This window comes from Pseudalkalibacillus sp. A8, assembly GCF_045920555.1.
Classification (GTDB): domain Bacteria; phylum Bacillota; class Bacilli; order Bacillales; family Fictibacillaceae; genus Pseudalkalibacillus.
In genome coordinates this window covers 3,409,471-3,434,961 of record NZ_CP174509.1, presented here as the reverse complement: position 1 = coordinate 3,434,961, position 25,491 = coordinate 3,409,471, and the positions used below count along the sequence as shown (strand labels likewise).

Below are 25,491 nucleotides of genomic sequence, written 5' to 3'. Positions count from 1 at the left end.
ATTTTTTGTTTGAACGGATCATTCATTCAAGGGGCAGGTACATCTAATACACAAAAATTTCACAAAAAAGAAGGAATTAAACCAATTAAGATAGAACATAGTAAGTAATCATCAAATCAGTTATGTAAAGCTGTTTGGCTGTAAGAAATTGTAAGATCTCGAATGACATGGGAATGATGGAGGGATTGCAATGGGCAGCACCGTTACCGTCTTAGAAAAAAAAGATTTTCTAAAATGGTTTTTAAACCATTATCAACTGAAAAAACGTGAATGCGTATGGCTGCTTAACTATTTAGTGAGCGATGAGGCGTTGATGGAAAACGTCCATTTTGTGGAAAACGCTGAGTACTGTCCGAAAGCGATCATCATGTCTACCAACTGTGTGGATGGTGTACCTTTCCGATTCTATAAACAGAATATCTTGACAACGGACGCTGAAAAATCGTTCCACGATATCCGCCTGAATCAGGATGAAGATGTGTATATTGAATTGAAGTTCAAAGGTGCTTATCGTACGCCACAATACGTAGCCGTACTGGAGGAAAATCCTCATATTCCAGAAAATATGGTTCCAGACAAGAAATATGGATTATGGGCAGAAATGATTCTTGATCAGTCATTCAGCCATTTCCGTAAGAAGTCGCTTCAATCACAAATTGATGAGGCACTTGATCGTAAGGATTATGAATCTTTTGAGCGGTTGACTAAAGAACTTAATAAGCTATGATAATCGGAATTCGAGGATTAAGTAGCTGCTCGCCATAACGAACAAACCCGGTCCAGTTTGGAATTGCGGGTTTGTTTTTTATTTTTATTATGGATGGAAATGGCGGGGTCATCCAGATGCATTGTCTTTTGGAACAGTTCCGTATATATAAGGCTGGTATTTTTCCTACTTTAAAAAGGATTGCCTTGGATGAATAAGCACTCTTCATTACATTTAACAAAAAGTTCAACGGTTAATCTTTTCCTTGCAGGATTCATAATGGTAAACTGAGTAGGAATGCATTTAGAAGGATGTGAACGATTATGAAATGGTGCTCAAAGGATCTGGACATGTATTTGAAAGCTTCAGAGTATGTGGACACAGCTATTGTGCCGTTGATCCCGATTACATGGGGGACTCATAAGAAGAACGTCATTTTAAAAGGGGAATTTCCGTTAATCTTATCAGAGGAGATCGAGCGTCAGTTGAAAGGGCGTGTATTCCTTTTCCCAGCCATTACATATTTGGTCAGTGAGCCTGATGAAGATGTACTGAAACGGCTATCAGCCCTTACTAGTGAACTTGAAAATGAAGGGATGCCTTACCCGGTTTTCATTACATCAGATGCTAGATGGACAGGATCCGAGGAGCTAGGAGACCGGCTTGTGAACATACCGCCAGTTCCGTTAGAGCATATGGATGAAGAATATCAACGAGAGATCGTCTCTGAACAAGTCAAGCATATTCTTCAAATTGTCACAAAAAAGTGGCAAAACACATTTTAAGGCGAATAGATTGATTGAAATGGACAATCATATTATTGACGATGGTGTTAAGTTACGCTATCATGTTAATGTCCTAGTAATATATGTGTAATATAATGAATTGTCCGGTTGGACTTAGTCTACTGCGTAAGGGGGGAAACCAATGGCCAACAAAGATGAGGTCTCCAGACGACAATTTTTGAACTATACCTTAACCGGTGTCGGTGGATTCATGGCTGCGGGCATGCTCCTGCCGATGGTACGTTTTGCGATCGATCCTGTCTTGAAACAGGGTGCAGGTCAAGATATGGTAGCTGTTGTCGAAGAGAGTGAAATCACAGAAGAACCGCAAAGATTTACGTTCAAAGTAAACCAAAAAGATGGCTGGTATGAATCAGAAGTCACACAAGCTGCATGGGTGTTTAAAGACAAAAACGGTGACATCGTTGCATTATCACCAATTTGTAAGCACCTTGGCTGTACAGTAGACTGGGGAACAGACCCTTCTCATCCAAATCAATTCTATTGTCCATGTCATGGTGGACGTTATACGAAGGATGGGACGAATGTAAAGGGTACGCCGCCACTCGCGCCACTTGATGTTTATCAGAAAGAGGTAAAGGACGGTAAGCTTTATTTAGGTCAAGCAGAACCACAGTAGAAAGGGGCGTAATTGATGTTACAAAAAATGTATGACTGGGTAGATGAACGTCTAGATATTACGCCTATGTGGCGAGATATTGCAGACCATGAAGTGCCTGAGCATGTCAACCCTGCTCACCATTTCTCAGCGTTCGTTTACTGTTTCGGCGGATTGACGTTTTTCATAACGGTAATCCAAATTCTATCTGGAATGTTCTTGACGATGTATTATGTTCCGGACATTATCAATGCCTATGAATCGGTTCATTATTTGCAAAATGAAGTCGCATTTGGCGTTATTGTCCGTGGAATGCACCACTGGGGTGCTAGTCTAGTAATCGTAATGATGTTTTTACATACTTTACGTGTTTTCTTCCAGGGTGCGTACAAAAAACCTCGTGAATTGAACTGGGTTGTCGGAGTATTGATTTTCGGAGTCATGCTTGGACTCGGATTCACAGGTTACCTTTTACCTTGGGACATGAAAGCGCTATTTGCAACAAAGGTTGGACTTGAGATCGCGCAAACGGTTCCTGTCATAGGGCCGGCAATGAAAACGCTGCTGGCAGGTGATGCTACGATCATCGGTGCCCAAACATTGACTCGATTCTTTGCGATCCATGTATTCTTCTTGCCTGGTGCTCTTCTCGGTCTAATGGGAGCGCACTTCATCATGATTCGAAAGCAAGGAATTTCTGGACCACTGTAAAAGATGCGATAGGATAAGGAGGGAGAAAGATGCATCGTGGCAAAGGTATGAAGTTTGTCGGGGATTCCCGTATCCCTGCAGAACGCAAACCTAACATTCCGAAGGACTACTCCGAGTATCCTGGGAAAACAGAAGCGTTCTGGCCAAACTTCCTTTTAAAAGAATGGATGGTCGGATCCGTATTCTTGATTGGCTATCTCATCCTGACAGTCGTTCACGAATCACCGCTTGAGCGTAAAGCGGATCCAACGGATGCAAGTTACATTCCGTTACCAGACTGGTATTTCTTATTTTTATATCAATTATTGAAGTATAAATATGCAGCTGGAGATTACACTCTGATCGGTACGGTCATCATGCCAGGTTTGGCATTCGGTGCCCTATTGCTAGCTCCGTGGTTAGATCGCGGACCAGAGCGTCGTCCTAAGAAACGGCCAGTAGCGACAGGCTTGATGTTGTTGGCCTTGATTTCAATCATCTTCTTGACATGGGAATCAGTCGTGAACCATGACTGGGAAAAAGCTGCAGAACAAGGTAAACCAGTTGAAGTGGAGATCGATAAAGAAGACCCTGGATATCAGGTTTATCAGGAACAGACCTGTATAGGCTGTCATGGTAACAACCTACAGGGTGGAAGCGGACCATCACTGATCGGAACAGGGCTTTCAGCGGAAGAAATCGCTGACATTGCCAAAAACGGTGTTGGAAGCATGCCAGCTGATCAGTTCCAAGGTTCTGATAAAGAATTACAAGAACTTTCCGAGTTCATCGCAGGACTCGAAAATGAATAATGACCCAAAAGCTGACTTGAAAAAGTCAGCTTTTTTCAAACATACCAATGGGTAGTCCTTGAAGATACATAATGTTAAGGAGATCACCAATGTACAATATCTTAATGCTGTTACGTCATCGATCCGTTCTTTGGATGCTACTGATCATCAATATTTTGGGCACGATATACGGATATATATGGTATGCTGAACAATTGAAAACGACCCCGTGGTACTTTCTGCCGTTTGTCCCAGATAGTCCGACTGCTAGCCTTTTTTTCGTATTTGTGCTGATTGCGTTCTTGTTGGGAAGGAACTGGCCATTAATAGAAGCCCTAGCGGTAATCACCCTATTCAAGTATGGCATCTGGGCAGTTGCGATGAATTTGGTTGGAGGATACGTCAGTGGGTCTTTAACCTGGGTGAATTTCATGTTGATTTTCTCACATCTTGGTATGGCAATTGAAGGGCTTTTATATTCACCATTTTATAAGATCAAAAGGTGGCATATATATGTTGCCGCGATTTGGGTCATACATAATGAAATGATAGATTATCTCTATGATATGGAGCCGACATACTCGGTGCTGGATATGTATACCACCCAGATCGGTTACTATACATTCTGGCTTAGCATCCTGTCTATCACGATCGTCTATCAATTGACGATCCGGTCTAGTTCTACTTCTCGTTTAAAAATAGAATAGCGTTCTACTCTTGTCCCATTCTTCATAAGATGGACTATAAGACGAGATGGTGTTTTATCAGAACGTCATCTCCCCTTGTACAAAGTATGAGGAGCTAGTTTCTTTAGAGGAGGGACAAGTTTTATGAGAGGGGTATTGGTTGCACTACTCATCATGTTACTCATTCAATTACCTACAACGATATTCGCTGCTGAAGACGGAAGTGATCATTGGAAAAAGCTGAGCGACATATCTTATAAAGCGCTTCAATTGACTAAAGCCGAAAAATACACCGATGCCAAAGATGTTTTACGTTACTTTGAAGATGAATACCTCAGTTTATCGGATCAGCAAAAGAAATTGTCGATGCATAATCTAAGGGTTTTTTCCACCAGCTATGAGGAATCTGTCAAGGTTTTGAATAAAGTCTCAGCAACGCACGAGGAACGGGTGGATGCATTGGTTCAGTTGCATCTGTTGGTAGATGCAGTCTACTCTACTCACCAGCCGCTTTGGAAATCGACAAAAAATGAATTGATGCGCCCGCTGGAACAAATGAAAGATGCGGCCGCCAATCAAGAGCTGCAAAGCTTTTACGCTTATTTCAATCAATTTTTATCAGAGTACGGTAAGATCCATGCGGCATTGAGCGTCGATTTACCGCCTGAGCTATTGAGCCGTATTGATTCGTATATAACTTACTTAGATGAAAATAGATCATTGATCGTAACAACCGACCATCAGATTCAACAGATCCATGTCATTGAAGCAGGATTGATTGATGCTTTTGAAACGACGAAAGAAGATAGTGCTGATCCTTCGATTCTTTGGCTCATCTTTACGGTCGGCGGAGGAATTATTTCTACATTATTTTATGTGGGTTGGAGAAAATATTCAGGAGAAAAGAAAGAATATCAAACGTTTTCGAAAGAGAAAGAATACAACCGGTTCCGTTAGGGTATGTAACAAAAAATGACTAGAGGTGGGACCTACCATGTTTTTATTATACTTTCTGCTTTTGCTTGCGATTCCGCTATGGGCACAGTTCAGAGTGAAAAAGGTATACAGCAAGTATTCGCAGATTCGTTCTGCATATGGAATGTCAGGAGCGGAAGTAGCTCGGAAAATCCTCAATGACAATGGTCTTTTCGATGTCGAAGTTGAACCTGTAAGGGGAAAGCTCTCAGATCACTATGACCCCAGAACTAAAGTAGTCAGGCTTTCAGAAGATAATTATTATGGACATTCAATCGCTGGAACAGCTGTTGCAGCGCATGAAGTCGGACATGCTATCCAACATGCCAATCATTATGCGCCTTTAAAATTCCGACATGCGTTAGTTCCTGTTGCATCGATCGGCTCGAATCTATCCTATTTCCTGATCATAATCGGGATTCTGATGAATGCAGCGAATTTAATCTTGCCTGGTATCCTTTTAATGGCTGGAGCCGTATTATTCCAACTTGTCACCTTGCCTGTGGAGTTTAATGCAAGTAATCGGGCTATGGACCAGATCGTACACTTAGGTGTGATTCGAAATGATGAAGAACGACAAGCGAAGAAAGTCTTGAATGCAGCAGCACTTACATACGTTGCTTCTGCGTTGGTCGCTGTATTGGAGCTGGCAAGGTTCGTACTCATTTTTTTAGGAATGAACCAATCTGACTGAGTATAAATGGAATAAAAAAAACCGTTTGACGGATGTGCTGTCAACGGTTTTTTTTATGTATTCAAAAGGATTTCGCCAATCGGCACAATCCTCTTGAATGTTAATCATGTAATGGGTTTTTGTTCTCATCAAGTGTGAAGCCTTCTCCGAGTACATCATGGACGTCGTTGACAGCGACGAATGCATGCGGATCGATTTGCTGAATCAGGTTCCGTAACCTGAAGATTTCATTACGTGCGATCACACAGTAGAGAACTTCTTTCTGATGACCCGTAAAAGTTCCCCTTCCATTCAATACTGTCGCTCCGCGGTCAAGCTCCTGAATGATACGGTTGGCAATTTCGGCATTCTTTTCCGATATGATCATTGCGGCCTTTGCAGCATATGCACCTTCCTGGATGAAATCGATTACCCTTGCCCCTACAAAAACAGCTACCAAAGTATACATAGCTTCTTTATAATTCAAATAAGTGATCGTAGCGGATAATATAACGAAAGCATCGAACAGGAACATTGTCTTTCCGAAGCTCCAGCCAATATATTTATTCACGAGTCGTGCGATAATATCCACACCGCCTGTCGTACCACCATAACGGAAGATGATTCCCAGTCCGACTCCGATGAACACACCAGCAAATAGTGCTGCTAAAGTCAAATCTTCATGGAGGGGGAACGATAGCCTGAAATGGTATTGGAAAAGCCAGAAGAAAAACGAAACAGCTACAGTCCCGATGATCGTATAGATGAAAGAATTTCTTCCTAAAAGCCTCCAACCTACTAAGAACAAAGGTATGTTCAGGACGAGGTTAGAGATTGCAGGATCGATAGCAAAGAGATTATAGAGAATAAGGGTAATTCCAGTAAACCCACCCTCTGCCAGATTGTTTTCAATATTGAAATGGATGATGCCAAAACCGAATATTGCTGAACCTAACAAAATGAACAATACGTTCCTGATCTTGATCTTCATTATAGGAAGCCTCCTTTCCAATAATCGATATTGTTTGGGTGAAAGCTTGGTGATACTTGATATATATTCTTTTTTTGAATGAGAATCAATCCTACTATTAAGATCGTTCCTTAATCAATCTATCCATGTCCTAAACATTTGTCAAACGGTTTTGATTTAGCTAACATGAATAGTAGTATGAAATGAGGTGTAGATATGGATGAACGAACGATGAAAGAAATGCAGAAAACAGTAGATGATTATATAGGACAGTTTAAAGAAGGTTACTTTAGTCCGTTAGCCATGCTTGCAAGAATGACTGAAGAATTAGGTGAACTATCCCGTGAGGTGAATCATCACTATGGTGAGAAGCCGAAGAAATCCACTGAACGTGAACAATCTATTGAAGAAGAATTGGGCGATCTTCTATTCGTCATCATTTGTTTTGCAAACTCTTTACATATTGATTTAGATAAAGCACTTCATATCGTGATGGAGAAATTCAATACTAGAGATAAAGATCGTTGGACAAAAATCGAGGAGGCAGAAGAATGAGTCAAGAGAGCATCCGTATTATTATTGCTGGGCCAAGAGGTAAGATGGGAAAAGAAGCAGTGAAAATGGTGATGAATACTGATCACTTCACTTTACAAGCTGTAGTCGATACGAAAAATGCAGGGAAGAAGCTAAGTGAGTTAGAAGATCAACCGAATTTGGACATCCCTGTATATGATGATTTCCTTACATGCATCAATGAAGTAGATGCGGATGTACTCATCGATTTGACGAAGCCTGATTCTGGGAAAAAGCATCTTCAGGCAGCGTTAGAGAATGGTATCCGACCGGTCATCGGGACGACTGGTTTTACTGATGAAGAGATCCAAAATTTCAGCAGCATTGCTGAGGAGAAAGAGCTTGGTGCAGTAATCGCTCCAAACTTTGCTGTTGGCGCAATCCTGATGATGAAATTCGCTCAGATGGCTGCAAAATACATGCCAGATATAGAAATCATCGAAAAGCATCATGATCAAAAGCTGGACGCACCATCCGGAACGGCTGTTAAGACGGCACAAATGATCAAGGAAGTAAGACAATCGAAGATACAAGGACACCCTGAAGAAAAAGAAGATATGAGTGGTGCTAGAGGAGCGGAATACGATGGATTACGAATTCATAGTGTCCGTTTACCAGGTCTTGTTGCGCACCAGGAAGTATTGCTAGGAACCACCGGTCAGACCTTATCCATCAGACATGACACAATTGATCGAAGTGCGTTCATGCCTGGTGTTAAAATGGCTGTAGAAACCGTCATGAAGCTTGACGTGCTCGTGTACGGCCTGGAAAACTTGATGGAATAGGGGATTTGTTATGAATATTGCTTTGATTGCCCATGATGAGAAGAAACAAGATATGATCAATTTTACAGTAGCCTACAAGCCCGTATTGGAAAAACACGACCTGTTTGCGACTGGGACGACAGGGATGAAAATCGCAGAAGCGACAGGGCTTGATGTCCATCGCTTTAAATCCGGGCCCCTCGGCGGTGATCAACAGATCGGAGCTATGATTGCCGATAATCGCATGGATCTCGTCATCTTTTTCAAAGATCCCTTGACTGCTCAGCCCCACGAACCAGATATTGCTGCGCTCATCCGTCTATGTGATGTTTATCAGATCCCCCTGGCATCGAATATGGCCAGCGCAGAGTTGTTCATTCATGCTCTTAGACGAGGCGATTTCAACTGGCGTAAAGTGATTCATGAACGGGGGGAAGGAAAATCATGACTACAAGCCTTGATATCCTGGCATTCGGAGCCCATCCAGATGATGTAGAGATCGGCATGGCAGGTACAATGATCCTTCATGCCGAGAAAGGTTATAAGACAGGTATTTGTGACTTGACCTTGGCAGAACTCTCCTCAAATGGGAATGTAGAGCTCCGTCAGAAAGAAGCTGGAAAAGCGGCAGAAATGATGGGGCTTCATGAACGGATCAATCTTGAGCTTCCAGACAGAGGTTTACGGTTAACCGAATCTTATATCCAAAAAATCGCCCGTACGATCCGGATTTATAGACCGAAAGTGGTTTTCCTTCCTCACCCTGTCGATCGGCATCCTGATCACGGAAATTGCAGCCGATTAGTAGAAGAAGCAGTTTTTTCAGCGGGTATCCGGAAATATCAGGTCGAAGGGGAACTGCCGGCACATCGAGTCGACCAACTGTATTATTATTTCATCAACGGTTACGACCATCCCCATTTCAGTGTCGATATAACCACGGTTTATGAAAAGAAAAGGGATTGCCTTAAAGCTTATAAGAGTCAATTCATGAAAAGCGGAGACGGGGTGCCGACTCCGTTGAACAACGGCTACCTTGATACAGTAGAAGTACGAGATGCACTTTTCGGGAAACAATCTGGTATAAGCCATGCAGAGGGATTTCGCTCAAGAAATCCTATCGTGATCAATGATTTGTTAGGAGATTGAATATGAAAAAACTGAAAATAGGCATCACATGTTATCCTACAATCGGTGGCTCAGGAGTTGTTGCGACCGAGCTCGGCAAGATGCTTGCAAAAGAAGGACATGAAATCCATTTCATCACATCAAGTATTCCATTCCGTCTGGGAAAATTCTATCATAATATCCATTTTCATGAAGTGGAAGTCAATCAATATTCAGTATTCCGCTATCCTCCATATGATCTGACCCTTGCCAGTAAAATGGCTGAAATCGCAGTACGCGAAAAACTAGATCTTCTGCATGTCCATTATGCCGTCCCGCACGCTATTTGTGCTTACCTTGCTAAGCAGATGGTCGGAGGGGATTTGAAGATCGTGACGACCCTGCATGGGACAGACATCACTGTACTAGGCCATGATCCAAGTTTGAGCGAGTTGATCAAATTCGGAATTGAAAAGTCCGATTCAGTGACGGCCGTATCAAGGAGTCTCATTGAACAGACGAAGGTGCTTTTAGGCATTGAAAAGGAAATTGATTGTGTATACAACTTCATCGATGAAGTTGTATATAAACCGAAGCATAATCGAGATCTACGGAAAGAGTATGGAATAAAACCTGACGACAAAGTCTTGATCCATGTTTCGAATTTCAGGACAGTGAAGCGCGTTCCGGACGTCGTGAAAACCTTTCATAAAGTTCGGGAACAGCTTCCTGCAAAGCTAATGCTGATCGGGGATGGACCGGAATTGACAGTAGCTTGCCGTTTGTCAAAAGATCTTGGTCTGCAGGAGGATGTCCTCATACTCGGAAAACAGGAAAACATTGCAGAATTGTTCTCGATCAGTGATGTCAAACTCCTCTTATCAGAAAAAGAAAGCTTCGGTTTGGTTTTGCTTGAAGCGATGGCTTGCGGAGTTCCGGTCATCGGTACGAACATTGGTGGAATTCCGGAAGTGATTGATGAAGGGGTGACCGGTTACATATGTGAAATAGGAAATATCGATCAGATCGCTTCGAAGACTTTGGAGATCTTGCAAAATGATGAATTGCAAACGAAAATGTCACGTAACGCCATCAAGCACGTTCATCATAATTTCCATTCGAAAATGATATTGAAAGATTATCTCGAGGTTTATGCTAAAACACTCGGTCTTAAATCTGTCCGAGTCTAGGAGACGTTAATCATGTCCTTTAAACTTGCCAATCAAGTGATTGAGGAATTACAAAATCATGGATTCAAGTCTTATATCGTGGGTGGTGTAGTACGAGACCGCCTGTTGGATCGTCCTACAGGGGATATCGATATTGCTACTTCCGCCAAGCCTGAAGAAGTCCAAAGGGTATTCCCGAATACGATACCTGTAGGCATTGAACATGGAACAGTCATTGTACGTCATGGCAAGCAATCCTTTGAAGTGACGACATTCCGCTCAGAAGGTCGTTATTTAGATTTCAGGAGGCCCTCTGAAATCGAATTTCATGAATCGCTCGAAGCTGATTTAGCGAGACGGGATTTTACGATCAATGCCCTTGCACTCGCGCGTGATGGAAACATCATCGACCCATTCGGAGGAAAGGGTGATCTAGAACGGGGCATTTTGAAAGCCGTCGGAACCCCGGCAGAAAGATTCCAAGAAGATCCCCTCAGAATGATGCGGGGAATCCGATTTGTCTCTATATTGGGGTTCAGATTCGAAGAAACAACCTATTCAGCACTTGTGGAGAATGCTGACCTGCTTGAAAAGATCTCAGTCGAACGGATCCGTGATGAATTTGAAAAGATGCTAGCAGGACCATACTGTGAAAAAGCCCTGATGTTGCTTAAGAAGACAAAAGTGGACAACCATTTGCCGAGAGGGCCATTTGAATTGCAGCTTCAACCTGACATGTACCGATGGAGTGCGCTTGCTACGGTCGAGGAGCAATGGGCAGGGTTTCTTGTACGGAACCAGGCTGAAGATCCTAATGAATGGCTTCTTGTTTGGAAACTTCCGAATCAAAGGAAGGCGAAGGTGAATCGGATTGTAACGCTGGTCCGCAGTGAAATTGATTTTACATGTACCTATACGATATATAAATATGGGCTGGGAGATTTACAAGCATCAATTAGAGTGAAACGTTTCCTTGGTAAACAGGTAGAAATAGAGGAATCAGAACTCGAAGATCGGTTTTCTGAGCTTCCAATTAAGAATCGAGCAGAGCTGGCAATCGATGGGAATGATTTGCAAAAATTTTTTAAACAAAAGCCTGGTCCATGGATTGCGGAATATCTTGAAAAAATAGAGCGGTGTGTCATCGAGGGGAAAATCGACAATACCCCCTCAGGAGTGAAGGAGTGGATTGAAAAATGGCAACGACCACAAGAGAGAGATTGATCAGTCTCCTTTCTGATTCGGGAGATTATAAGTCTGGACAGAAGTTGAGTGAAAAATTAGGGTGTTCAAGAACGGCTGTCTGGAAGCATATTGAGGAGCTGAGAAAAGAAGGATATGTAGTGGAAGCAGTCCAGAAGAAGGGTTATCGAATCACAACTCGACCTAATAATCTTCTTCCAGGTGAAATCAAGCACCAGCTGGACACCGAAAAGCTTGGTCAAGAGATCCATTACGAAGAGAGCGTGTCTTCGACACAGGAGATCGCCCATCAACATGCACTGAATGACGCTCCTGAAGGGACGATTATCATTGCAGATGAGCAAATATCCGGCAGAGGACGACTTGGCAGATCGTGGCATTCCCCGAAAGGAAGCGGCGTCTGGATGAGCGTCATTTTACGACCGAACATTCCCCCTCAAAAAGCACCACAACTTACTTTGCTTGCTGCTGTCAGTGTTGTGCAAGGAATTGAACAAGTTACGGGTGTAGACGCAGTGATCAAATGGCCCAATGACATCTTGATCGACGGAAAAAAAGCTGTCGGGATCCTGACCGAACTTCAGGCTGAGGCAGATCGAGTGAATTCAGTCATCATCGGAATTGGTATCAACGTAAATACCGCAGCTTTTCCAGATGAAATTTCCAATATCGCGACTTCGCTTAAAATAGCGAGTGGAAATGAAATCGAAAGAGCGAATCTTGTCCGTTCTATTTTAGAAAAGATGGAAAAGCTGTATAACCTTTATCTAGAACATGGGTTTTCTCCGATTAAACTGTTATGGGAAGGCTCTGCAGCAAGTTTAGGTAAACGTGTGCGGGTTCGGACAATTACAGGCGAATTGTTTGGTAAAGCACAAGGAATTACAGAGGAGGGTGTCCTATTGGTAGAAGACGATTTAGGAACCTTACATCGTGTTTACTCTGCGGATATCGAACTCACTTAGAAATCGTAAAAGTTTTATTATAGAACAAGAAGACGAATTATCTGCTATACTACACATATAGGCGGTATCGTATCGACGAACTGCACTTCCGACATGAGTAATATTTTTGTTATTGATTGTGGTTCTGCCTTGATCCGAACCTGGGACATGGACAGAGGGATGAAAGTTTGTAAGCGTTTCAACTCCCTTCTTTCTCTTTGTCTGAAAGAAGGTTTTTTTATGTGTGAGACTTTGTTAAATAGTAATGTTGATCCTTCGCCTGCGGTTACTCGGCGCAAAACTACAAGGATGGAATTTAAGTACGTGTCTTGTGGTGAACGTCGAAGCCAGCATATGGAAAGCTTCTTAGAATTCTCATCGCAGACACGAAAATGATTTCATTTTTGTGTTGAGATCCATGTGCAAGTGAGGAGGCTTGCGGGTCGCCCGTGGAAAGGGAGTGAACTTTGCATATACCAACAATGAACTTTAACAGAGCCTTGCGTAAAGGAATGTCCGCTTTCATCTTCCTCTGATTAAAAAGGAGGAGAAGTATGAAACAGATTAGTGATTTTAAGAAGATGAAGAACCAAAATGAGATGATCGTGATGCTCACAAGTTATGATTACCCTTCAGCCAAAATCGCTGAAGAAGCGAATATCGACTTGATATTGGTAGGGGATTCTCTTGGAATGGTTGTGCTTGGTTACGAATCAACCATCCCTGTGACGATGGAGGACATGATCCATCATACGAAAGCAGTTAAAAGAGGGGCTGATAAAACTTTTGTCGTAACTGATATGCCGTTTATGAGTTATCACACATCGATCGCCGACGCATTGAAAAATGCTGCCCGTTTGATGCAAGAAGCCTCCGCTGATGCCGTTAAAGTAGAAGGGGCAGGGAAGGTGATCGAAGTCATCGATCGTCTCACGGATGCTGGTGTCCCTGTGATGGGCCACTTAGGATTGACACCGCAATCTGTAGCTGTCCTGGGGGGCTACAAAGTCCAAGGAAAAGATGCTGCAGCAGCTGAGAAGTTGATTGAAGATGCGTTGGCAATCGAAGAAGCAGGTGCTTTTGCTTTGGTCCTCGAATGTGTCCCACGACAGCTGGCTGAAATGGTAAGCAAACGATTATCGATTCCGACAATCGGGATTGGGGCAGGTCTTGGTACTGATGGCCAGGTTTTGGTGTATCATGATCTGGTCGGTTATGGTTCACATCGGGTTCCGAAATTTGTAAAGCAATATACGAATGTATCCGAACAAATCGGATTTTCTATAAAAAATTACGTTGAGGATGTAAAAGAACGGAATTTCCCTGAAGGAAAACACACTTTTACGATGAAAGAAGAGCAATTGGCATCCTTATACGGAGGAAAAGTATGATCGTTGTTGAGACTATTGGAGAAATGCAAAGCTACATCAAGGAGCAAAAACAAAATGGTTTCAAAGTCGGTTTCGTTCCGACAATGGGTTTTTTACATGAAGGCCATGTTTCACTGATGCATCGGGCAAACCAAGAGTGTGATATCGTCGTAACAAGCATATTCGTAAATCCCACTCAATTCGGTCCGAACGAAGATTTTGAGCGTTACCCCCGTGATTTTGAATGGGATGAGAGGATAGCAAAAGATAATGGTTCGGATGTGCTGTTCTATCCTTCCAGTACACAAATGTATCCGAATGAAGCTGGCACAAAACTCACTGTAACGAAGAGGACAAATAGGCTCTGTGGTGAAAAGAGACCAGGTCATTTCGACGGTGTCGTGACCGTATTGACGAAATTGTTCCATATCATCCAGCCTGACCGAGCGTATTTCGGTCAAAAAGATGCACAACAAGTTGCAGTTGTCGATGACTTGATCAATTCTTACTTTTTCCCGATAGAACTTGTTGTATGTCCGACTATACGTGAAGAGGATGGTCTTGCGAAAAGTTCAAGGAATGTGAACCTGAATGATGATGAGCGGCAAATCGCACCTAAATTATATGAAGCCCTTAATGAAGCAAGGGAAAAAGCCCAAAAAGGTGAAACTGTCTTTGAAATCCGCCAGGCGTTGAGCGATACTCTTGATCGTTTGGAACGTGGAGAAACCGATTATGTCGAGATTTTATCGTATCCAGAGTTGGAGCCTATCAAAACGTTTGATCAGAAGACGATCATCGCTTTGGCATATCGGTTTGAAAGCGCACGCCTGATTGATAATATCATCATTTGAAGATATTCGATAGAGAAAGGAAAGGGGAAGAACAAGAAATGTTTCGCACAATGTTAAAAGGAAAAATCCATAGAGCAAGAGTTACTGAAGCGAACCTCAATTATGTAGGCAGCATCACGATCGATGAGGATATTTTAGATGCGGTCGATATGCTGCCAAATGAAAAGGTGCAAATTGTGAACAATAATAATGGGGCACGGTTTGAAACGTATATCATTCCAGGAGAAAGAGGGAGTAGCACGATTTGCCTGAATGGTGCAGCCGCACGCCTTGTCCATACGGGAGATGTGATCATCATCCTGAACTATGTTATGGTGCCGGAGGAAGAAGCCCGCACTCATACGCCGACTGTTGCCATCATGGATGAGGACAACACGATCATCGAACGGATTTCCCATGAACCAGAAGCAACCATCTTATAAAAGGTGAATGTTAAAACCTCTCCGCATGAGAGCTTTTTTGTTGTTTCTATTGCCTGTCACTTCAAGTCATATAACCTCTTCTCTAGAATCATCAATCTTCTTTCATTGCACGAATAAGTATGAAGGCGTAAAATGTTAAGAGGATAAGTTTTTCTTGAAGCGGAGTGCTTATGAAGCATGAGCACCCGCTTTTTCTTTGCACTGCTTGAGACAGTGGCAGTTATCATAGGAACCATTCGTTTGCATCTATCTTGAGGTGAAACCATGAACCATAAATATGTTGTCCTGGATTTAGAAACTACAGGACATTCTCCTAAAAAGAAAGATAAAATTATACAAATCGGTCTTGTGGTCGTCGAAAATGGTACGATTACCGACCGTTATTCGTCATACTTGAATCCAGGGATCGCGATTCCTACATTCATCACTTCATTGACAGGCATTGAGCAGTCCACAGTGGATCAGTCACCTACTTTTGAAGAAGTGGCACCACAACTTTTGAAGCTCTTGGATGGAGCTTGTTTAGTAGCACATAATATCCAGTTCGATCTGTCCTTTCTTAATGCTGAACTTGAAAATGCCGGTTATTTTGAATGGAGAGGAATGCTGATCGATACTGTAGAGCTATCTCGGATCCTTATGCCTAATTTGGATTCATATAAACTCAGTCAGCTATCCGAATCACTCGCCCTGGAACATTTACAACCACATCAGGCAGACTCGGATGCAGAAGCAACAGGGTTATTGTTAATTGAATTGTTGAATCGTCTTGAAAACCTTCATTTACTGACATTGCAACGTCTTCATCCTTTGCTTAAAGGGCTGCACAGTGATGTAGCAGAGCTTGTGCAGGAATGTATCAACCGTAAACTAGGCCAGTTGGAAGAGGACGTACCTGAACTGGATGTATTTCGTCAACTTGTCTTAAGGCAAATGAAAGAAAAAGGCCTTAATAAGGAAGAATTTGTGGACGAATCACTGACACATCTTGATATACAAGAACGGTTTGCCGAATCGCTACCGAATTATGAAAAAAGGTACGGGCAGCTTGAAATGATGGATGTCGTCGGTCAATCACTCAATGATGGACGCCACGCGATGATCGAAGCGGGTACTGGAATAGGAAAATCCCTCGGATATCTGATTCCAGGTCTGCTTCATGCTAAAAAGACAGGGAAACCACTGGTCGTCAGCACCCATACTATACAGCTGCAAGAACAGCTTCTTGACAGGGATATCCCCTTGTTGAAGCAGATGGTTCCCTTCGACTTCAACGCAACTGTACTGAAGGGACGGAATCATTATTTATGTTTACGCAAATTTGAGCAGCAACTGGACCAGATCTATGACAACAATTATGATGTGCTTCTTGCAAAAGCCCAATTGTTAGTTTGGTTGACCACGACCGATGAAGGAGATATCGAGGAGTTGAACCTTCCTTCTGGCGGGCAGTTATTCTGGCATCAAGTGAAAAGTGACGCCAATTCCTGTTTGAATCATAGATGCCCCTGGTTTTCCAGGTGCTTCTATCATCGTTCGAAAAGGGAAGCCTATGAGGCTGACATCATTATCACCAATCACGCTTTGCTTTTTACGGATCTTGTGAATGACCATGCGCTTATTCCTGCTTATCAGGAAGTTGTGATTGATGAAGCGCATCACTTGGATGAGGTGGCGAGTGACCATTTCGGTCTCCAAACCGATTATTTCTCATTTCATCGAGTTTTGGAAAGACTCGGAACATCGGAAGAAACGACTATAAACCTTTTTTTCAAACTTGAAGAAATATTGAATTCTGTTGAAATCACGTATGATAAAAGCAAGATCCTCAATGGATTCAAAGATCTGAAGTTCGAGATTGATCAGCTGTTCAGTATGATCAAAACGTATGTGGTTGCTAAGAGCCATAAAAAGTCCGAAGTGGGTAAAATCACCTTCCGTTTCACCGCCATGGACGCAGACCCTGATTGGTATGGTGAGTTGAAGGAGGTTTTCGCAAGAGTTCAGCTGCATACCAATGATTTGCTTCGTGATTGTCGTGATCTAATTAAAAAAGCACAAAAACATGAAGAACATTTGAATGTCTCTCAAAAAGGAACACTGGTTGATTACAACGGACTTCTAAATAAACTGGATGAGGACCGGCACATTCTTGCCCATATGCTTCTTACGTCAATGGAAGATGAAGTCTGCTGGATAGAGACCGATCCTGGCGGAGCAAGGAATGCTGTGTCGATATATAATCAACCGATTGATATATCTGAGCGCCTTTCGAGAGATTTTTTTGAAAGGAAAAAGAGTGTCATTTTGACTTCTGCTACATTGACGATCCGCAACCGTTTTGATTTTGTGAGGGGTAGGCTTGGTATAGGCGATGATACGGCAACTGTACAGCTGCAATCCCCGTTCGACTACAGAAACCAGGCGAAAATCATGATTCCAACCGATTTACCGATGATTAAAGATGTGAGTACGGACGCATATGCAAGTACGATTGCAGCGGAAATATACAGGATCGCTCATGTTACAGATGGAAGGATGTTGGTCTTGTTCACAAGTTACGATATGTTGAAAAAGACCTACCATCGATTTAAAGAACTAGCCGCCCCAGAGGACTTTTCTCTGATTGGCCAGGGAATCGACAGTGGAAGTCGTGCGAGGTTGACAAAGCATTTTAAGCAGTTGGATCGTGCAGTCCTATTCGGTACGAGCAGTTTTTGGGAAGGTGTTGATATTCCAGGAAACGATCTGTCCTGTTTGGTTATCGTTCGTCTTCCGTTCAATCCACCTGATAACCCTGTAGTTGAAGCTCGAAGTGAACAACTTCGAAAACTGGGGAAGAGCCCTTTCATGGAACTTTCATTGCCACAAGCGATCATCCGGTTCAAACAAGGATTCGGACGTTTAGTACGTTCATCTTCGGATCATGGAGCAGTATTTGTGTTCGACCGTCGGATTGTTACGACAAAATATGGAAAAATGTTTCTCAGTTCACTTCCTGATGTACCGGTACAGGAAGGAACAATGGATAAGCTGTTGGATGACCTCGAATACTTTATAGGTTAAGTTATCAAGGCCAGCATACACTAGATATAAGACTACCGTATTTTCGGAGGGATTATGTGTGTATATCCGGCCAATAATGATCTTCAGCTTGTTCTTGGTCCTTGTCTTAGCCACCAACAATCCGGTTAAAGATGAACCGGTCTTTTTTATGGATGGAGAGATGAAAGGGAATGCTGTAAAGAATATCGATTTGAATTTGAAAAAAGACGACATCGCCATTTCTTTCCTCGAACTTGAAAGCGGGGAAGCGACCCTCATACAAGACAGTGAGGGTAGAAATGTTCTGATCGACACCGGAAGTGAACAAAGCGCTGAGGAATTCAAACAGCAGATGAGGGTCTTTCATGTCGATCAAATCGATACGTTGATTTTGACGAATAAAGGGGAACAATTCACTGGGAATCTGGAGTGGCTAACCGATGAATTTGATATTTCAAAGGTATTCGTAGCCCAGAATGTCGTCAATGATCTCACAGAACGTATTCAGGTGCCTGATGGGACTGTAAAACCGCTGGAAACAGGCAACCAATTCAAACTGTTAGATAAAATTTCTGTTAAGGTTAAATATCTTGAAAAACATAAAGAGAATGAAATAGGCGGTATGGCATTGGATTTTCAATACGGTATCAAGCATTTTCTCTTTATGGGCGTTGCGAATGAGTCTGCTGAGAAAGCAATCATTCAAGACGGTTCATTAAATGCCTCATTGATCAAAATAGGTGGATTCGGTCATTATTTCGGCACAAGTGAGGAATTATTGGATCATATCAACCCTGAGGTCGCTGTCATTTTTAAGCGTTCAGGCTATAGAGCGAGTGATGAGGTGATGTTCCGGCTTGAAGACCGATGGACAGAAATTTTCAAGCCATATGAACAAGGGATCGTAATGGTAAAAACCAATCAAAAAGAATATGAAATCACCCAAATACCGTTATTCAGACCTAAATTGGCTTACAAATGACCGTAAAATGTTCTCCAAAGGTATTGAAAAAGGCAAGGGAATCGTTGAAAATATACAAGTAAGTAAGAAAAATGGGGCTGACTCTGAGAAGTCAGCCTAAAAAGGTGTAGGGAAGGAAATTATGTGGTGCAGTCGTATAAAGAACTGCTTGCTTGATACATTTATTTTGTCCCTAAACAAAAGAGTTATTAAGGATAAAACAGGAAGCAAGCGTTACATGGCACAATATCGAGAACTGGATGAGGTGTAATAAAGATGGAAAGTAAAATAGAAATACTTTCTACCGTGAAGGTCCAATCTTCAACTGACCTTTACAAAATCGTGGATGCATTGAACAGGACGCTTAAACATCAGGATTTGATGTTCGGTTTAGCGCTTGATAAAGAAGATCAAGAAAAGATGGTATTTACCATCTATCGTACCTAGGTGGTTTTTGGATGAAAAAAACGTTTTACATATTGGGAGCATTATTGCTTGTCACATTAATACTAGGTGTGTCTTTTTATTACTATGTGTCTAATGATTATGGTAAAAGCCAACAGAAAAGTGTTGCTTTGGCAAAGGATAGGTTTAATATCACTGAAATAAAGGACATCGAACATTATTATGGATCACATGGTGCGTTCGATGTGATTCGTGCTAAGATAGATGAGGAAGATAGCTATGTTTTCATGCCACTTTCTAAGGAAAAAGAGGCTAAAGTCATCAAAGTTGAAGATGGTTGGAATGTTCAAAGAGTGAAGCAATATATACAACAAGAACTGAGCCCGGACGATTTGATATCTATCCGCTTAGGTTTGGAGAAATATCGTGAAACCTCCGCGTTCACCCCAGTATGGGAAATTGTCTATAAACAAGGTGCAGCCAGATATACGTTCCATTACATACGATATAAAGATGGCACTTTTTTTAAGACGTACACGATGAACCAAAAATTATAGTACACAATTGTAGATATCTTCAAATATAGCTTGTACCAACTATTCTTTATGGAGGGTTTGTAATGAAATTAGCAAAGCGAGTTAAAGCATTGACACCATCAAGCACACTGGCGATTACAGCAAAAGCGAATGCATTGAAAGCAGAAGGCCATGATGTCATTGGCCTAGGAGCAGGAGAGCCCGATTTCAACACTCCTGAACATATCATAGAAAATGCCCAGAAAGCCATGAATGAAGGGCACACGAGGTATACACCTGCTGGAGGATTACCGAAGCTGAAAGAATGTATCATCGAAAAACTACATCGGGATCAGGAATTGTCTTATGATCCTGGAGAAGTGATTGTCACGACTGGTGCGAAGCATGCCTTGTATACATTGTTCCAGGTATTACTTGACGAAGGGGATGAGGTTATTGTCCCATCGCCATATTGGGTAAGCTACCCTGAACAAGTGAAGCTTGCTGGCGGTGTTCCGGTACACGTGGAAGGTAAAGAGGAGAATGGCTTTAAAATTACACCTGAACAATTGAATGATGCTATCAGTGAAAAAACAAAGGTGCTGATCGTAAATTCGCCATCAAATCCTACTGGAGCAATCTATTCATCCGAAGAATTGAGGGCTATCGGCGAAGTCTGCCTCAAACATGACATTCTCATCGTTTCAGATGAGATCTACGAAAAACTCACATATTTTGGAGAGCATCATGTTTCGATTGCGCAGCTTTCTCTGGAGCTGAAAGAAAAAACGATCATCATCAATGGGGTATCCAAATCACATGCGATGACAGGCTGGAGAATTGGCTATGCTGTTGGTAACCGGGATGTGATTCAAGCAATGACGAATCTCGCAAGCCACAGTACGTCAAACCCGACTTCAATCGCACAGCATGCGGCTATCGCAGCTTATGATGGTACACAGGAACCAGTTGAAGAGATGAAGAAAGCTTTTGAGGAACGTCTGGACAAAGTCTATGAGCAATTGATCCAGATTCCCGGCTTTAAGTGTGAAAAGCCGAAGGGAGCGTTCTATTTATTCCCGAATGTCACTGAAGCGCTTGAGCTTACAGGTTTTAAGAAAGTAGATGACTGGGTTGAAGCGATCCTCGAGTACGAAAAAGTGGCACTTGTCCCTGGAAGCGGGTTCGGAGCCCCTGATAATGTACGTCTTTCATATGCTACATCCCTTTCTGTGTTAGAGGATGCATTGGCTCGTATCAAGAATTTTATGGAAATACATCAAAAATAAGGGCCGGTTGTTTATCGGCTCTTGTTTATGAAAAGCTTTGTTAAATAGAAATGTTGGTTTTTACAGGAAATTTTCTAAAACGAAATTAGTGAGACTCTGCGGGGGGAAAGCGAGCCAGGCGAGACTGCACAGGCCAACAACCATTAAGGATCTTCGGGTATATTAATGAACTTCGACTAAATACCACCACGTCCTATGGTGAACGTCGAAGCCAGCATAAGGAAAGCTTCTAAGAAATCTCATCGCAGACACGAAAATGATTTCAATTTTGTGTTGACATCTTTCGTATATACCAACATTGAACTTTAACATAGCCTTATGTAAAATAAGAAAAGCAATTCAAATTGTACTACCCGAGTTTACATATGTGGAGGGAATATAGTGAAAACCACGATTCAATTATTACGTGATCATATTGGAGAAGAAGTGACGATCGGAGCTTGGCTAGCAAATAAACGATCGAGTGGAAAGATTGCATTTTTACAATTACGAGACGGCACAGGATTCGTCCAAGGTGTCGTGGTAAAAAAAGAAGTAGATGAAAACGTATGGGTACAAGCAAAATCCATTACCCAGGAGTCAAGCTTGTATGTAACCGGAACTGTTCAAAAAGATGACCGTTCCCCTACCGGTGTAGAGCTTGTCGTTTCTGGATTGGAAGTGATCCATGAATCCGTCGACTACCCGATCACACCGAAAGAACACGGAACCGAGTTCTTGATGGACAACCGTCATTTGTGGTTACGTTCAAAAAAACAGCATGCAATTATGCGGATCAGAAATGAAATCATCCGTGCTACATACGAATTTTTCAATAAAGAAGGATTCGTCAAGATTGATTCTCCTATTTTGACAGGCAGTTCTGCAGAAGGAACGACCACGTTATTCCATACGAAATACTTTGATGAAGATGCCTATTTATCTCAAAGTGGACAACTTTATATGGAAGCTGCAGCAATGGCATTCGGGCGTGTGTTTTCTTTCGGACCTACCTTCCGTGCTGAAAAATCTAAAACTCGCCGCCATTTAATCGAATTTTGGATGATCGAGCCTGAAATGGCGTTCGTCGAGCATGAAGAAAGCCTGGAAATTCAAGAACAATACGTCGCTTTCTTAGCAAAGTCTGTGCTTGAAAATTGCCGAATCGAGCTTGAAACACTTGGCCGGAACATTGAAAATCTTGAAAAGATCAAAGCGCCATTCCCACGTATATCTTATGATGATGCCATCAAGCTTCTTAAAGAAAAAGGTTTCGATGATATCGAGTGGGGTGAAGATTTCGGAGCACCTCATGAAACGGCGATTGCAGAAAGCTTCGATCAACCAGTTTTCATTACGAATTATCCGAAGGATATAAAGGCTTTTTATATGAAACCTCACCCTGAACGTGATGATGTCGTTTTGTGCGCAGACTTGATTGCACCTGAAGGTTATGGTGAAATCATCGGTGGAAGTCAGCGTATCGATGACCTCGAATTGATGAAGAAACGTTATGAAGAACATGACTTGTCGGATGACGCATATAAGTGGTATTTAGAGTTGCGCAAGTACGGCAGTGTACCTCATTCTGGATTTGGTCTTGGACTAGAGCGTACCGTTGCTTGGTTGTCTGGAATTGAGCATATCCGAGAGTCTATTCCGTTCCCACGCTTGCTAAATCGTTTATATCCTTGATTCAAATAGAGCTGTTTTGTTCCCTACAAAGGCACATAGGGAAACATAGTCTTACATGCGAGCATGGCGACTTGTTTCCCAGTGCCTTTGTTTCGCTTCGCTCAAAATTACATTATTTCGGGAACAAAGAATCGGATTCGAAGGTATTCGGTAGTATCGCTTTGAAGTTATTCAGGGAAGGGATCCATAAAAAAGCACTTGGTGTAATAGAGTCTTACATGCAAGCATGACGATCTACTTACACTAGTGCTTTTTCTTCGCTTTGCACAAAAATTTATAAATGAGCCGGATTTGAAATTTATGAGCCAATTTCGCAATAAATTGCGTATTTCCCTCTTTGGAGTAATTATAGACGGTCTGATTTTGATATAATGAAGAGGAGGTGTGTTTTATGAATAGAGAGAGTTTTTTTAACTGGATTGAGATGGGCTCAGTCTCAATCCCGAGTGTTCTTTTAAGAAATTATAACCGTATTGGTCTTGATGAAGAAGAAGTGATGGCTTTAATACATATGCATTCGTTCCTGGAAAGGGGAAATTATTTTCCTACTCCTGAACAATTAGCAGCGAGGATGACGGTATCTCCTCATAAATGTATGCAAATTCTACGGACTTGTATTCAAAAAGGAATGTTGAAAATAGAAGAACAAGAAGATCCCGTACAAAACATATATTCTGAAACCTATACACTCCGCCCGCTATGGGAGAAGTTGATCAGAGTCTTAGAAGAAGATGAAATTGATGAAGAGTCTGTAAAGAATAAAGAAGATGAGCAGCAGATTTATACAATCATGGAAAAGGAGTTCGGCAGGCCGTTATCACCGATCGAGTGTGAGACATTGACGATGTGGCTTGATCAGGACAATCATGACCCGGCGATCATCATTGCCGCCTTGAAAGAATCAGTATTGTCAGGAAAGTTGAACTTCCGATACATCGATCGTATATTGTTCGAGTGGAAAAAGAACGGAATCCAGTCGGTGGATGAGGCGAAACAATACGGTGAGAAATTCCGACAGCAAAGATATAGAAGAACCGAGAACACATATTCACCACCAGAAAAAACAGATTTTCCATACTATAATTGGCTTGAACAATCGTAATAAAGGACGAGATCACTCATGTTGACGAAAAAGCAAATCAGAGACGTATTAGATGAAATAGGAAAAATGTTCCCTGAAGCACATTGCGAGCTGCATCATAAAAACTCTTTCGAGCTTACGATTGCTGTCTTGTTATCTGCACAATGTACTGATGCGCTCGTAAATAAAGTTACCCTTGGCTTATTCGAAAAATATAAAAGCCCGGAAGATTACTTGGCAGTACCATTGGAGGAATTGCAGAACGATATCCGTTCTATTGGTCTTTTCCGCAATAAAGCTAAAAACATCCGGAAACTTTCTGAAATTCTCATTCATGAGTATGGGGGAGAAGTCCCTAAAGACCGAGATGAACTTGTAAAGCTTCCAGGCGTCGGAAGGAAAACAGCGAATGTCATCGTCTCAGTGGCGTTTGGCGAACCTGCTATCGCAGTTGATACACATGTAGAACGGGTTTCGAAACGGTTAGGGATTTGTCGGTGGAAGGATAGCGTGCTTGAGGTGGAAAAAACGTTGATGCGAAAGGTCCCGAAGGAAGAATGGTCGGATACGCACCATCGTCTAATTTTCTTCGGCCGATACCACTGTAAAGCTCAGAATCCTCAATGTACTGTTTGTCCCCTCCTTTATTTATGTCGTGAGGGGCAAAAAAGAATGAAGAAAGTGAAAGAGAATGTCTGAAAGAACGATTCAGATACCAGCCTGCTTCCATCACCCATTATGGTTCAATACCAATGAAATTACCTTTGAAGATACCTTAGATGTTCATGAATTGGCGGAAATCCCTTTTTTACTGGATATTTTAGGTGAAAAAAGGGATTCTACCTATCCTGAATTTGATCGAGAAGCTTACATCAACAGATTTTTTGAATGTTGGAGAGTAGAAAAAGAACACATATCAGAGGCATTTTCCCAACGAAATCGGCAAGTTGCACGCCCTAAGATGGTTCTAGGTATCGGATGGTTCATTACTTCGATTTTTTGGATAAATGGAAAGAAGGTTGACCGTTTGACTCATTTGAAGGATGACCTTTCAATTTTCCCAATCCAGCCTGTAAACCTGAATGAACGTCTCACATTCCTAATAGAAAATCCAGATCACTACCAATCGTTCATCCAATTGGCTCAGGTTTTTGAAGAACTTGAGAAGAAGTGGGTGAAGGCAATACACAAAAAACAGCATATGGACAAGAAATGACAAC

Annotated in this window: 28 protein-coding genes; 27 read left to right on the top strand and 1 reads right to left on the bottom strand. The window is 42.1% G+C overall.

Annotation, left to right across the window (positions count from 1 at the left end):
* Positions 1-190: 190 nt before the first annotated feature.
* The 8 genes from ACJROX_RS17690 to ACJROX_RS17655 all read left to right on the top strand — a co-directional run bounded on the left by ACJROX_RS17690 (position 191) and on the right by ACJROX_RS17655 (position 5,946).
* Positions 191-727: a ReoY family proteolytic degradation factor gene (locus ACJROX_RS17690; RefSeq protein ID WP_408006521.1), complete on the top strand. Its 537-nt coding sequence runs from the start codon at positions 191-193 to the stop codon at positions 725-727.
* Positions 728-1,029: 302 nt separating this feature from the next.
* Complete coding sequence (locus ACJROX_RS17685; RefSeq protein WP_408006520.1) at positions 1,030-1,491, top strand: YpiF family protein; 462 nt, start codon at positions 1,030-1,032, stop codon at positions 1,489-1,491.
* Positions 1,492-1,633: 142 nt separating this feature from the next.
* Positions 1,634-2,131 carry a Rieske 2Fe-2S domain-containing protein gene (locus ACJROX_RS17680; protein ID WP_408006519.1) on the top strand — a complete coding sequence of 166 codons (498 nt, stop codon included), beginning with the start codon at positions 1,634-1,636 and terminating at the stop codon, positions 2,129-2,131.
* Positions 2,132-2,146: 15 nt separating this feature from the next.
* Positions 2,147-2,821 carry a menaquinol-cytochrome c reductase cytochrome b subunit gene (qcrB, locus tag ACJROX_RS17675; RefSeq protein WP_408006518.1) on the top strand — a complete coding sequence of 225 codons (675 nt, stop codon included), beginning with the start codon at positions 2,147-2,149 and terminating at the stop codon, positions 2,819-2,821.
* Positions 2,822-2,850: 29 nt separating this feature from the next.
* Positions 2,851-3,612 (top strand): c-type cytochrome, encoded by a 762-nt coding sequence (locus ACJROX_RS17670; RefSeq protein ID WP_408006517.1) that lies wholly within the window; start codon positions 2,851-2,853, stop codon positions 3,610-3,612.
* Positions 3,613-3,701: 89 nt separating this feature from the next.
* Entirely contained in the window at positions 3,702-4,298 is a 597-nt protein-coding gene (locus tag ACJROX_RS17665; protein ID WP_408006516.1) for a DUF1405 domain-containing protein, read from the top strand.
* Positions 4,299-4,421: 123 nt separating this feature from the next.
* A complete protein-coding gene (gene ypjB, locus ACJROX_RS17660; protein WP_408006515.1) occupies positions 4,422-5,234 on the top strand; it encodes a sporulation protein YpjB in 813 nt (270 codons plus the stop codon).
* Between the two features lie 37 nt (positions 5,235-5,271).
* Entirely contained in the window at positions 5,272-5,946 is a 675-nt protein-coding gene (locus ACJROX_RS17655) for a zinc metallopeptidase (protein ID WP_408006514.1), read from the top strand.
* 100 nt (positions 5,947-6,046) lie between these two features.
* Here the strand turns inward: ACJROX_RS17655 and ACJROX_RS17650 are convergent, their stop codons facing one another.
* Complete coding sequence (locus ACJROX_RS17650; protein ID WP_408006513.1) at positions 6,047-6,916, bottom strand: YitT family protein; 870 nt, start codon at positions 6,914-6,916, stop codon at positions 6,047-6,049.
* A 195-nt stretch (positions 6,917-7,111) separates the two neighbouring features.
* Here ACJROX_RS17650 and ACJROX_RS17645 point away from each other — a divergent pair, with 195 nt between their 5' ends.
* The 19 genes from ACJROX_RS17645 (at position 7,112) to ACJROX_RS17555 (ending at position 25,487) form a co-directional block, all read left to right on the top strand.
* A complete protein-coding gene (locus ACJROX_RS17645) occupies positions 7,112-7,450 on the top strand; it encodes a nucleotide pyrophosphohydrolase (protein ID WP_408006512.1) in 339 nt (112 codons plus the stop codon).
* The gene (gene dapB / locus ACJROX_RS17640; RefSeq protein WP_408006511.1) at positions 7,447-8,253 is read left to right on the top strand and encodes a 4-hydroxy-tetrahydrodipicolinate reductase; all 807 of its coding nucleotides are present in this window, start codon (positions 7,447-7,449) and stop codon (positions 8,251-8,253) included. Before ACJROX_RS17645 ends, dapB begins: the two co-directional genes overlap by 4 nt.
* Positions 8,254-8,263: 10 nt before the next feature.
* On the top strand, positions 8,264-8,680 hold the full coding sequence (mgsA, locus tag ACJROX_RS17635; RefSeq protein WP_408006510.1) for a methylglyoxal synthase: 417 nt from the start codon (positions 8,264-8,266) through the stop codon (positions 8,678-8,680).
* On the top strand, positions 8,677-9,381 hold the full coding sequence (gene bshB1, locus ACJROX_RS17630) for a bacillithiol biosynthesis deacetylase BshB1 (RefSeq protein WP_408006509.1): 705 nt from the start codon (positions 8,677-8,679) through the stop codon (positions 9,379-9,381). Before mgsA ends, bshB1 begins: the two co-directional genes overlap by 4 nt.
* A gap of 2 nt (positions 9,382-9,383) precedes the next feature.
* Positions 9,384-10,529 carry an N-acetyl-alpha-D-glucosaminyl L-malate synthase BshA gene (bshA, locus tag ACJROX_RS17625; protein ID WP_408006508.1) on the top strand — a complete coding sequence of 382 codons (1,146 nt, stop codon included), beginning with the start codon at positions 9,384-9,386 and terminating at the stop codon, positions 10,527-10,529.
* Between the two features lie 12 nt (positions 10,530-10,541).
* Positions 10,542-11,732, top strand: a complete 1,191-nt coding sequence (locus tag ACJROX_RS17620) for a CCA tRNA nucleotidyltransferase (protein ID WP_408006507.1) — start codon at positions 10,542-10,544, stop codon at positions 11,730-11,732.
* The gene (locus tag ACJROX_RS17615; RefSeq protein WP_408006506.1) at positions 11,705-12,676 is read left to right on the top strand and encodes a biotin--[acetyl-CoA-carboxylase] ligase; all 972 of its coding nucleotides are present in this window, start codon (positions 11,705-11,707) and stop codon (positions 12,674-12,676) included. The genes ACJROX_RS17620 and ACJROX_RS17615 overlap by 28 nt, the downstream gene beginning before the upstream one ends.
* Before the next feature lie 533 nt (positions 12,677-13,209).
* Positions 13,210-14,046, top strand: coding sequence for a 3-methyl-2-oxobutanoate hydroxymethyltransferase (gene panB, locus ACJROX_RS17610; protein WP_408006505.1), 837 nt, complete (start codon positions 13,210-13,212; stop codon positions 14,044-14,046).
* Positions 14,043-14,879, top strand: a complete 837-nt coding sequence (panC, locus tag ACJROX_RS17605) for a pantoate--beta-alanine ligase (RefSeq protein WP_408006504.1) — start codon at positions 14,043-14,045, stop codon at positions 14,877-14,879. The genes panB and panC overlap by 4 nt, the downstream gene beginning before the upstream one ends.
* 38 nt (positions 14,880-14,917) lie before the next feature.
* Positions 14,918-15,301 carry an aspartate 1-decarboxylase gene (gene panD, locus ACJROX_RS17600; protein WP_408006503.1) on the top strand — a complete coding sequence of 128 codons (384 nt, stop codon included), beginning with the start codon at positions 14,918-14,920 and terminating at the stop codon, positions 15,299-15,301.
* Between the two features lie 264 nt (positions 15,302-15,565).
* Complete coding sequence (gene dinG / locus ACJROX_RS17595; protein ID WP_408006502.1) at positions 15,566-18,367, top strand: ATP-dependent DNA helicase DinG; 2,802 nt, start codon at positions 15,566-15,568, stop codon at positions 18,365-18,367.
* A gap of 58 nt (positions 18,368-18,425) precedes the next feature.
* Positions 18,426-19,328, top strand: a complete 903-nt coding sequence (locus tag ACJROX_RS17590) for a ComEC/Rec2 family competence protein (RefSeq protein ID WP_408006501.1) — start codon at positions 18,426-18,428, stop codon at positions 19,326-19,328.
* 255 nt (positions 19,329-19,583) lie between these two features.
* Positions 19,584-19,754: a YpmA family protein gene (locus ACJROX_RS17585; RefSeq protein WP_225063907.1), complete on the top strand. Its 171-nt coding sequence runs from the start codon at positions 19,584-19,586 to the stop codon at positions 19,752-19,754.
* An 11-nt stretch (positions 19,755-19,765) separates the two neighbouring features.
* The gene (locus ACJROX_RS17580) at positions 19,766-20,269 is read left to right on the top strand and encodes a hypothetical protein (protein ID WP_408006500.1); all 504 of its coding nucleotides are present in this window, start codon (positions 19,766-19,768) and stop codon (positions 20,267-20,269) included.
* A 62-nt stretch (positions 20,270-20,331) separates the two neighbouring features.
* Positions 20,332-21,516 (top strand): pyridoxal phosphate-dependent aminotransferase, encoded by a 1,185-nt coding sequence (locus tag ACJROX_RS17575; protein ID WP_408006499.1) that lies wholly within the window; start codon positions 20,332-20,334, stop codon positions 21,514-21,516.
* Between the two features lie 381 nt (positions 21,517-21,897).
* Positions 21,898-23,190 carry an asparagine--tRNA ligase gene (gene asnS, locus ACJROX_RS17570; protein WP_408006498.1) on the top strand — a complete coding sequence of 431 codons (1,293 nt, stop codon included), beginning with the start codon at positions 21,898-21,900 and terminating at the stop codon, positions 23,188-23,190.
* Between the two features lie 391 nt (positions 23,191-23,581).
* Complete coding sequence (locus ACJROX_RS17565) at positions 23,582-24,292, top strand: DnaD domain-containing protein (protein ID WP_408006497.1); 711 nt, start codon at positions 23,582-23,584, stop codon at positions 24,290-24,292.
* 18 nt (positions 24,293-24,310) lie between these two features.
* Positions 24,311-24,970 carry an endonuclease III gene (gene nth, locus ACJROX_RS17560; RefSeq protein WP_408006496.1) on the top strand — a complete coding sequence of 220 codons (660 nt, stop codon included), beginning with the start codon at positions 24,311-24,313 and terminating at the stop codon, positions 24,968-24,970.
* A complete protein-coding gene (locus ACJROX_RS17555) occupies positions 24,963-25,487 on the top strand; it encodes a YpoC family protein (protein WP_408006495.1) in 525 nt (174 codons plus the stop codon). Before nth ends, ACJROX_RS17555 begins: the two co-directional genes overlap by 8 nt.
* Positions 25,488-25,491: the final 4 nt, after the last annotated feature.

Coding starts and splice junctions, on each gene's coding strand:
- dapB (WP_408006511.1), top strand. CDS start 7,447: ATGAGTCAAGAGAGCATCCGTATTATTATTGCTGGGCCAAGAGGTAAG.
- ACJROX_RS17615 (WP_408006506.1), top strand. CDS start 11,705: ATGGCAACGACCACAAGAGAGAGATTGATCAGTCTCCTTTCTGATTCG.
- ACJROX_RS17575 (WP_408006499.1), top strand. CDS start 20,332: ATGAAATTAGCAAAGCGAGTTAAAGCATTGACACCATCAAGCACACTG.
- ACJROX_RS17585 (WP_225063907.1), top strand. CDS start 19,584: ATGGAAAGTAAAATAGAAATACTTTCTACCGTGAAGGTCCAATCTTCA.
- nth (WP_408006496.1), top strand. CDS start 24,311: ATGTTGACGAAAAAGCAAATCAGAGACGTATTAGATGAAATAGGAAAA.
- ACJROX_RS17620 (WP_408006507.1), top strand. CDS start 10,542: ATGTCCTTTAAACTTGCCAATCAAGTGATTGAGGAATTACAAAATCAT.
- ypjB (WP_408006515.1), top strand. CDS start 4,422: ATGAGAGGGGTATTGGTTGCACTACTCATCATGTTACTCATTCAATTA.
- ACJROX_RS17580 (WP_408006500.1), top strand. CDS start 19,766: ATGAAAAAAACGTTTTACATATTGGGAGCATTATTGCTTGTCACATTA.
- ACJROX_RS17670 (WP_408006517.1), top strand. CDS start 2,851: ATGCATCGTGGCAAAGGTATGAAGTTTGTCGGGGATTCCCGTATCCCT.
- ACJROX_RS17555 (WP_408006495.1), top strand. CDS start 24,963: ATGTCTGAAAGAACGATTCAGATACCAGCCTGCTTCCATCACCCATTA.
- ACJROX_RS17655 (WP_408006514.1), top strand. CDS start 5,272: ATGTTTTTATTATACTTTCTGCTTTTGCTTGCGATTCCGCTATGGGCA.
- ACJROX_RS17565 (WP_408006497.1), top strand. CDS start 23,582: ATGAATAGAGAGAGTTTTTTTAACTGGATTGAGATGGGCTCAGTCTCA.
- panC (WP_408006504.1), top strand. CDS start 14,043: ATGATCGTTGTTGAGACTATTGGAGAAATGCAAAGCTACATCAAGGAG.
- bshB1 (WP_408006509.1), top strand. CDS start 8,677: ATGACTACAAGCCTTGATATCCTGGCATTCGGAGCCCATCCAGATGAT.
- qcrB (WP_408006518.1), top strand. CDS start 2,147: ATGTTACAAAAAATGTATGACTGGGTAGATGAACGTCTAGATATTACG.
- ACJROX_RS17680 (WP_408006519.1), top strand. CDS start 1,634: ATGGCCAACAAAGATGAGGTCTCCAGACGACAATTTTTGAACTATACC.
- ACJROX_RS17650 (WP_408006513.1), bottom strand. CDS start 6,916: ATGAAGATCAAGATCAGGAACGTATTGTTCATTTTGTTAGGTTCAGCA.
- bshA (WP_408006508.1), top strand. CDS start 9,384: ATGAAAAAACTGAAAATAGGCATCACATGTTATCCTACAATCGGTGGC.
- ACJROX_RS17645 (WP_408006512.1), top strand. CDS start 7,112: ATGGATGAACGAACGATGAAAGAAATGCAGAAAACAGTAGATGATTAT.
- panB (WP_408006505.1), top strand. CDS start 13,210: ATGAAACAGATTAGTGATTTTAAGAAGATGAAGAACCAAAATGAGATG.
- mgsA (WP_408006510.1), top strand. CDS start 8,264: ATGAATATTGCTTTGATTGCCCATGATGAGAAGAAACAAGATATGATC.
- dinG (WP_408006502.1), top strand. CDS start 15,566: ATGAACCATAAATATGTTGTCCTGGATTTAGAAACTACAGGACATTCT.
- ACJROX_RS17690 (WP_408006521.1), top strand. CDS start 191: ATGGGCAGCACCGTTACCGTCTTAGAAAAAAAAGATTTTCTAAAATGG.
- ACJROX_RS17665 (WP_408006516.1), top strand. CDS start 3,702: ATGTACAATATCTTAATGCTGTTACGTCATCGATCCGTTCTTTGGATG.
- panD (WP_408006503.1), top strand. CDS start 14,918: ATGTTTCGCACAATGTTAAAAGGAAAAATCCATAGAGCAAGAGTTACT.
- ACJROX_RS17685 (WP_408006520.1), top strand. CDS start 1,030: ATGAAATGGTGCTCAAAGGATCTGGACATGTATTTGAAAGCTTCAGAG.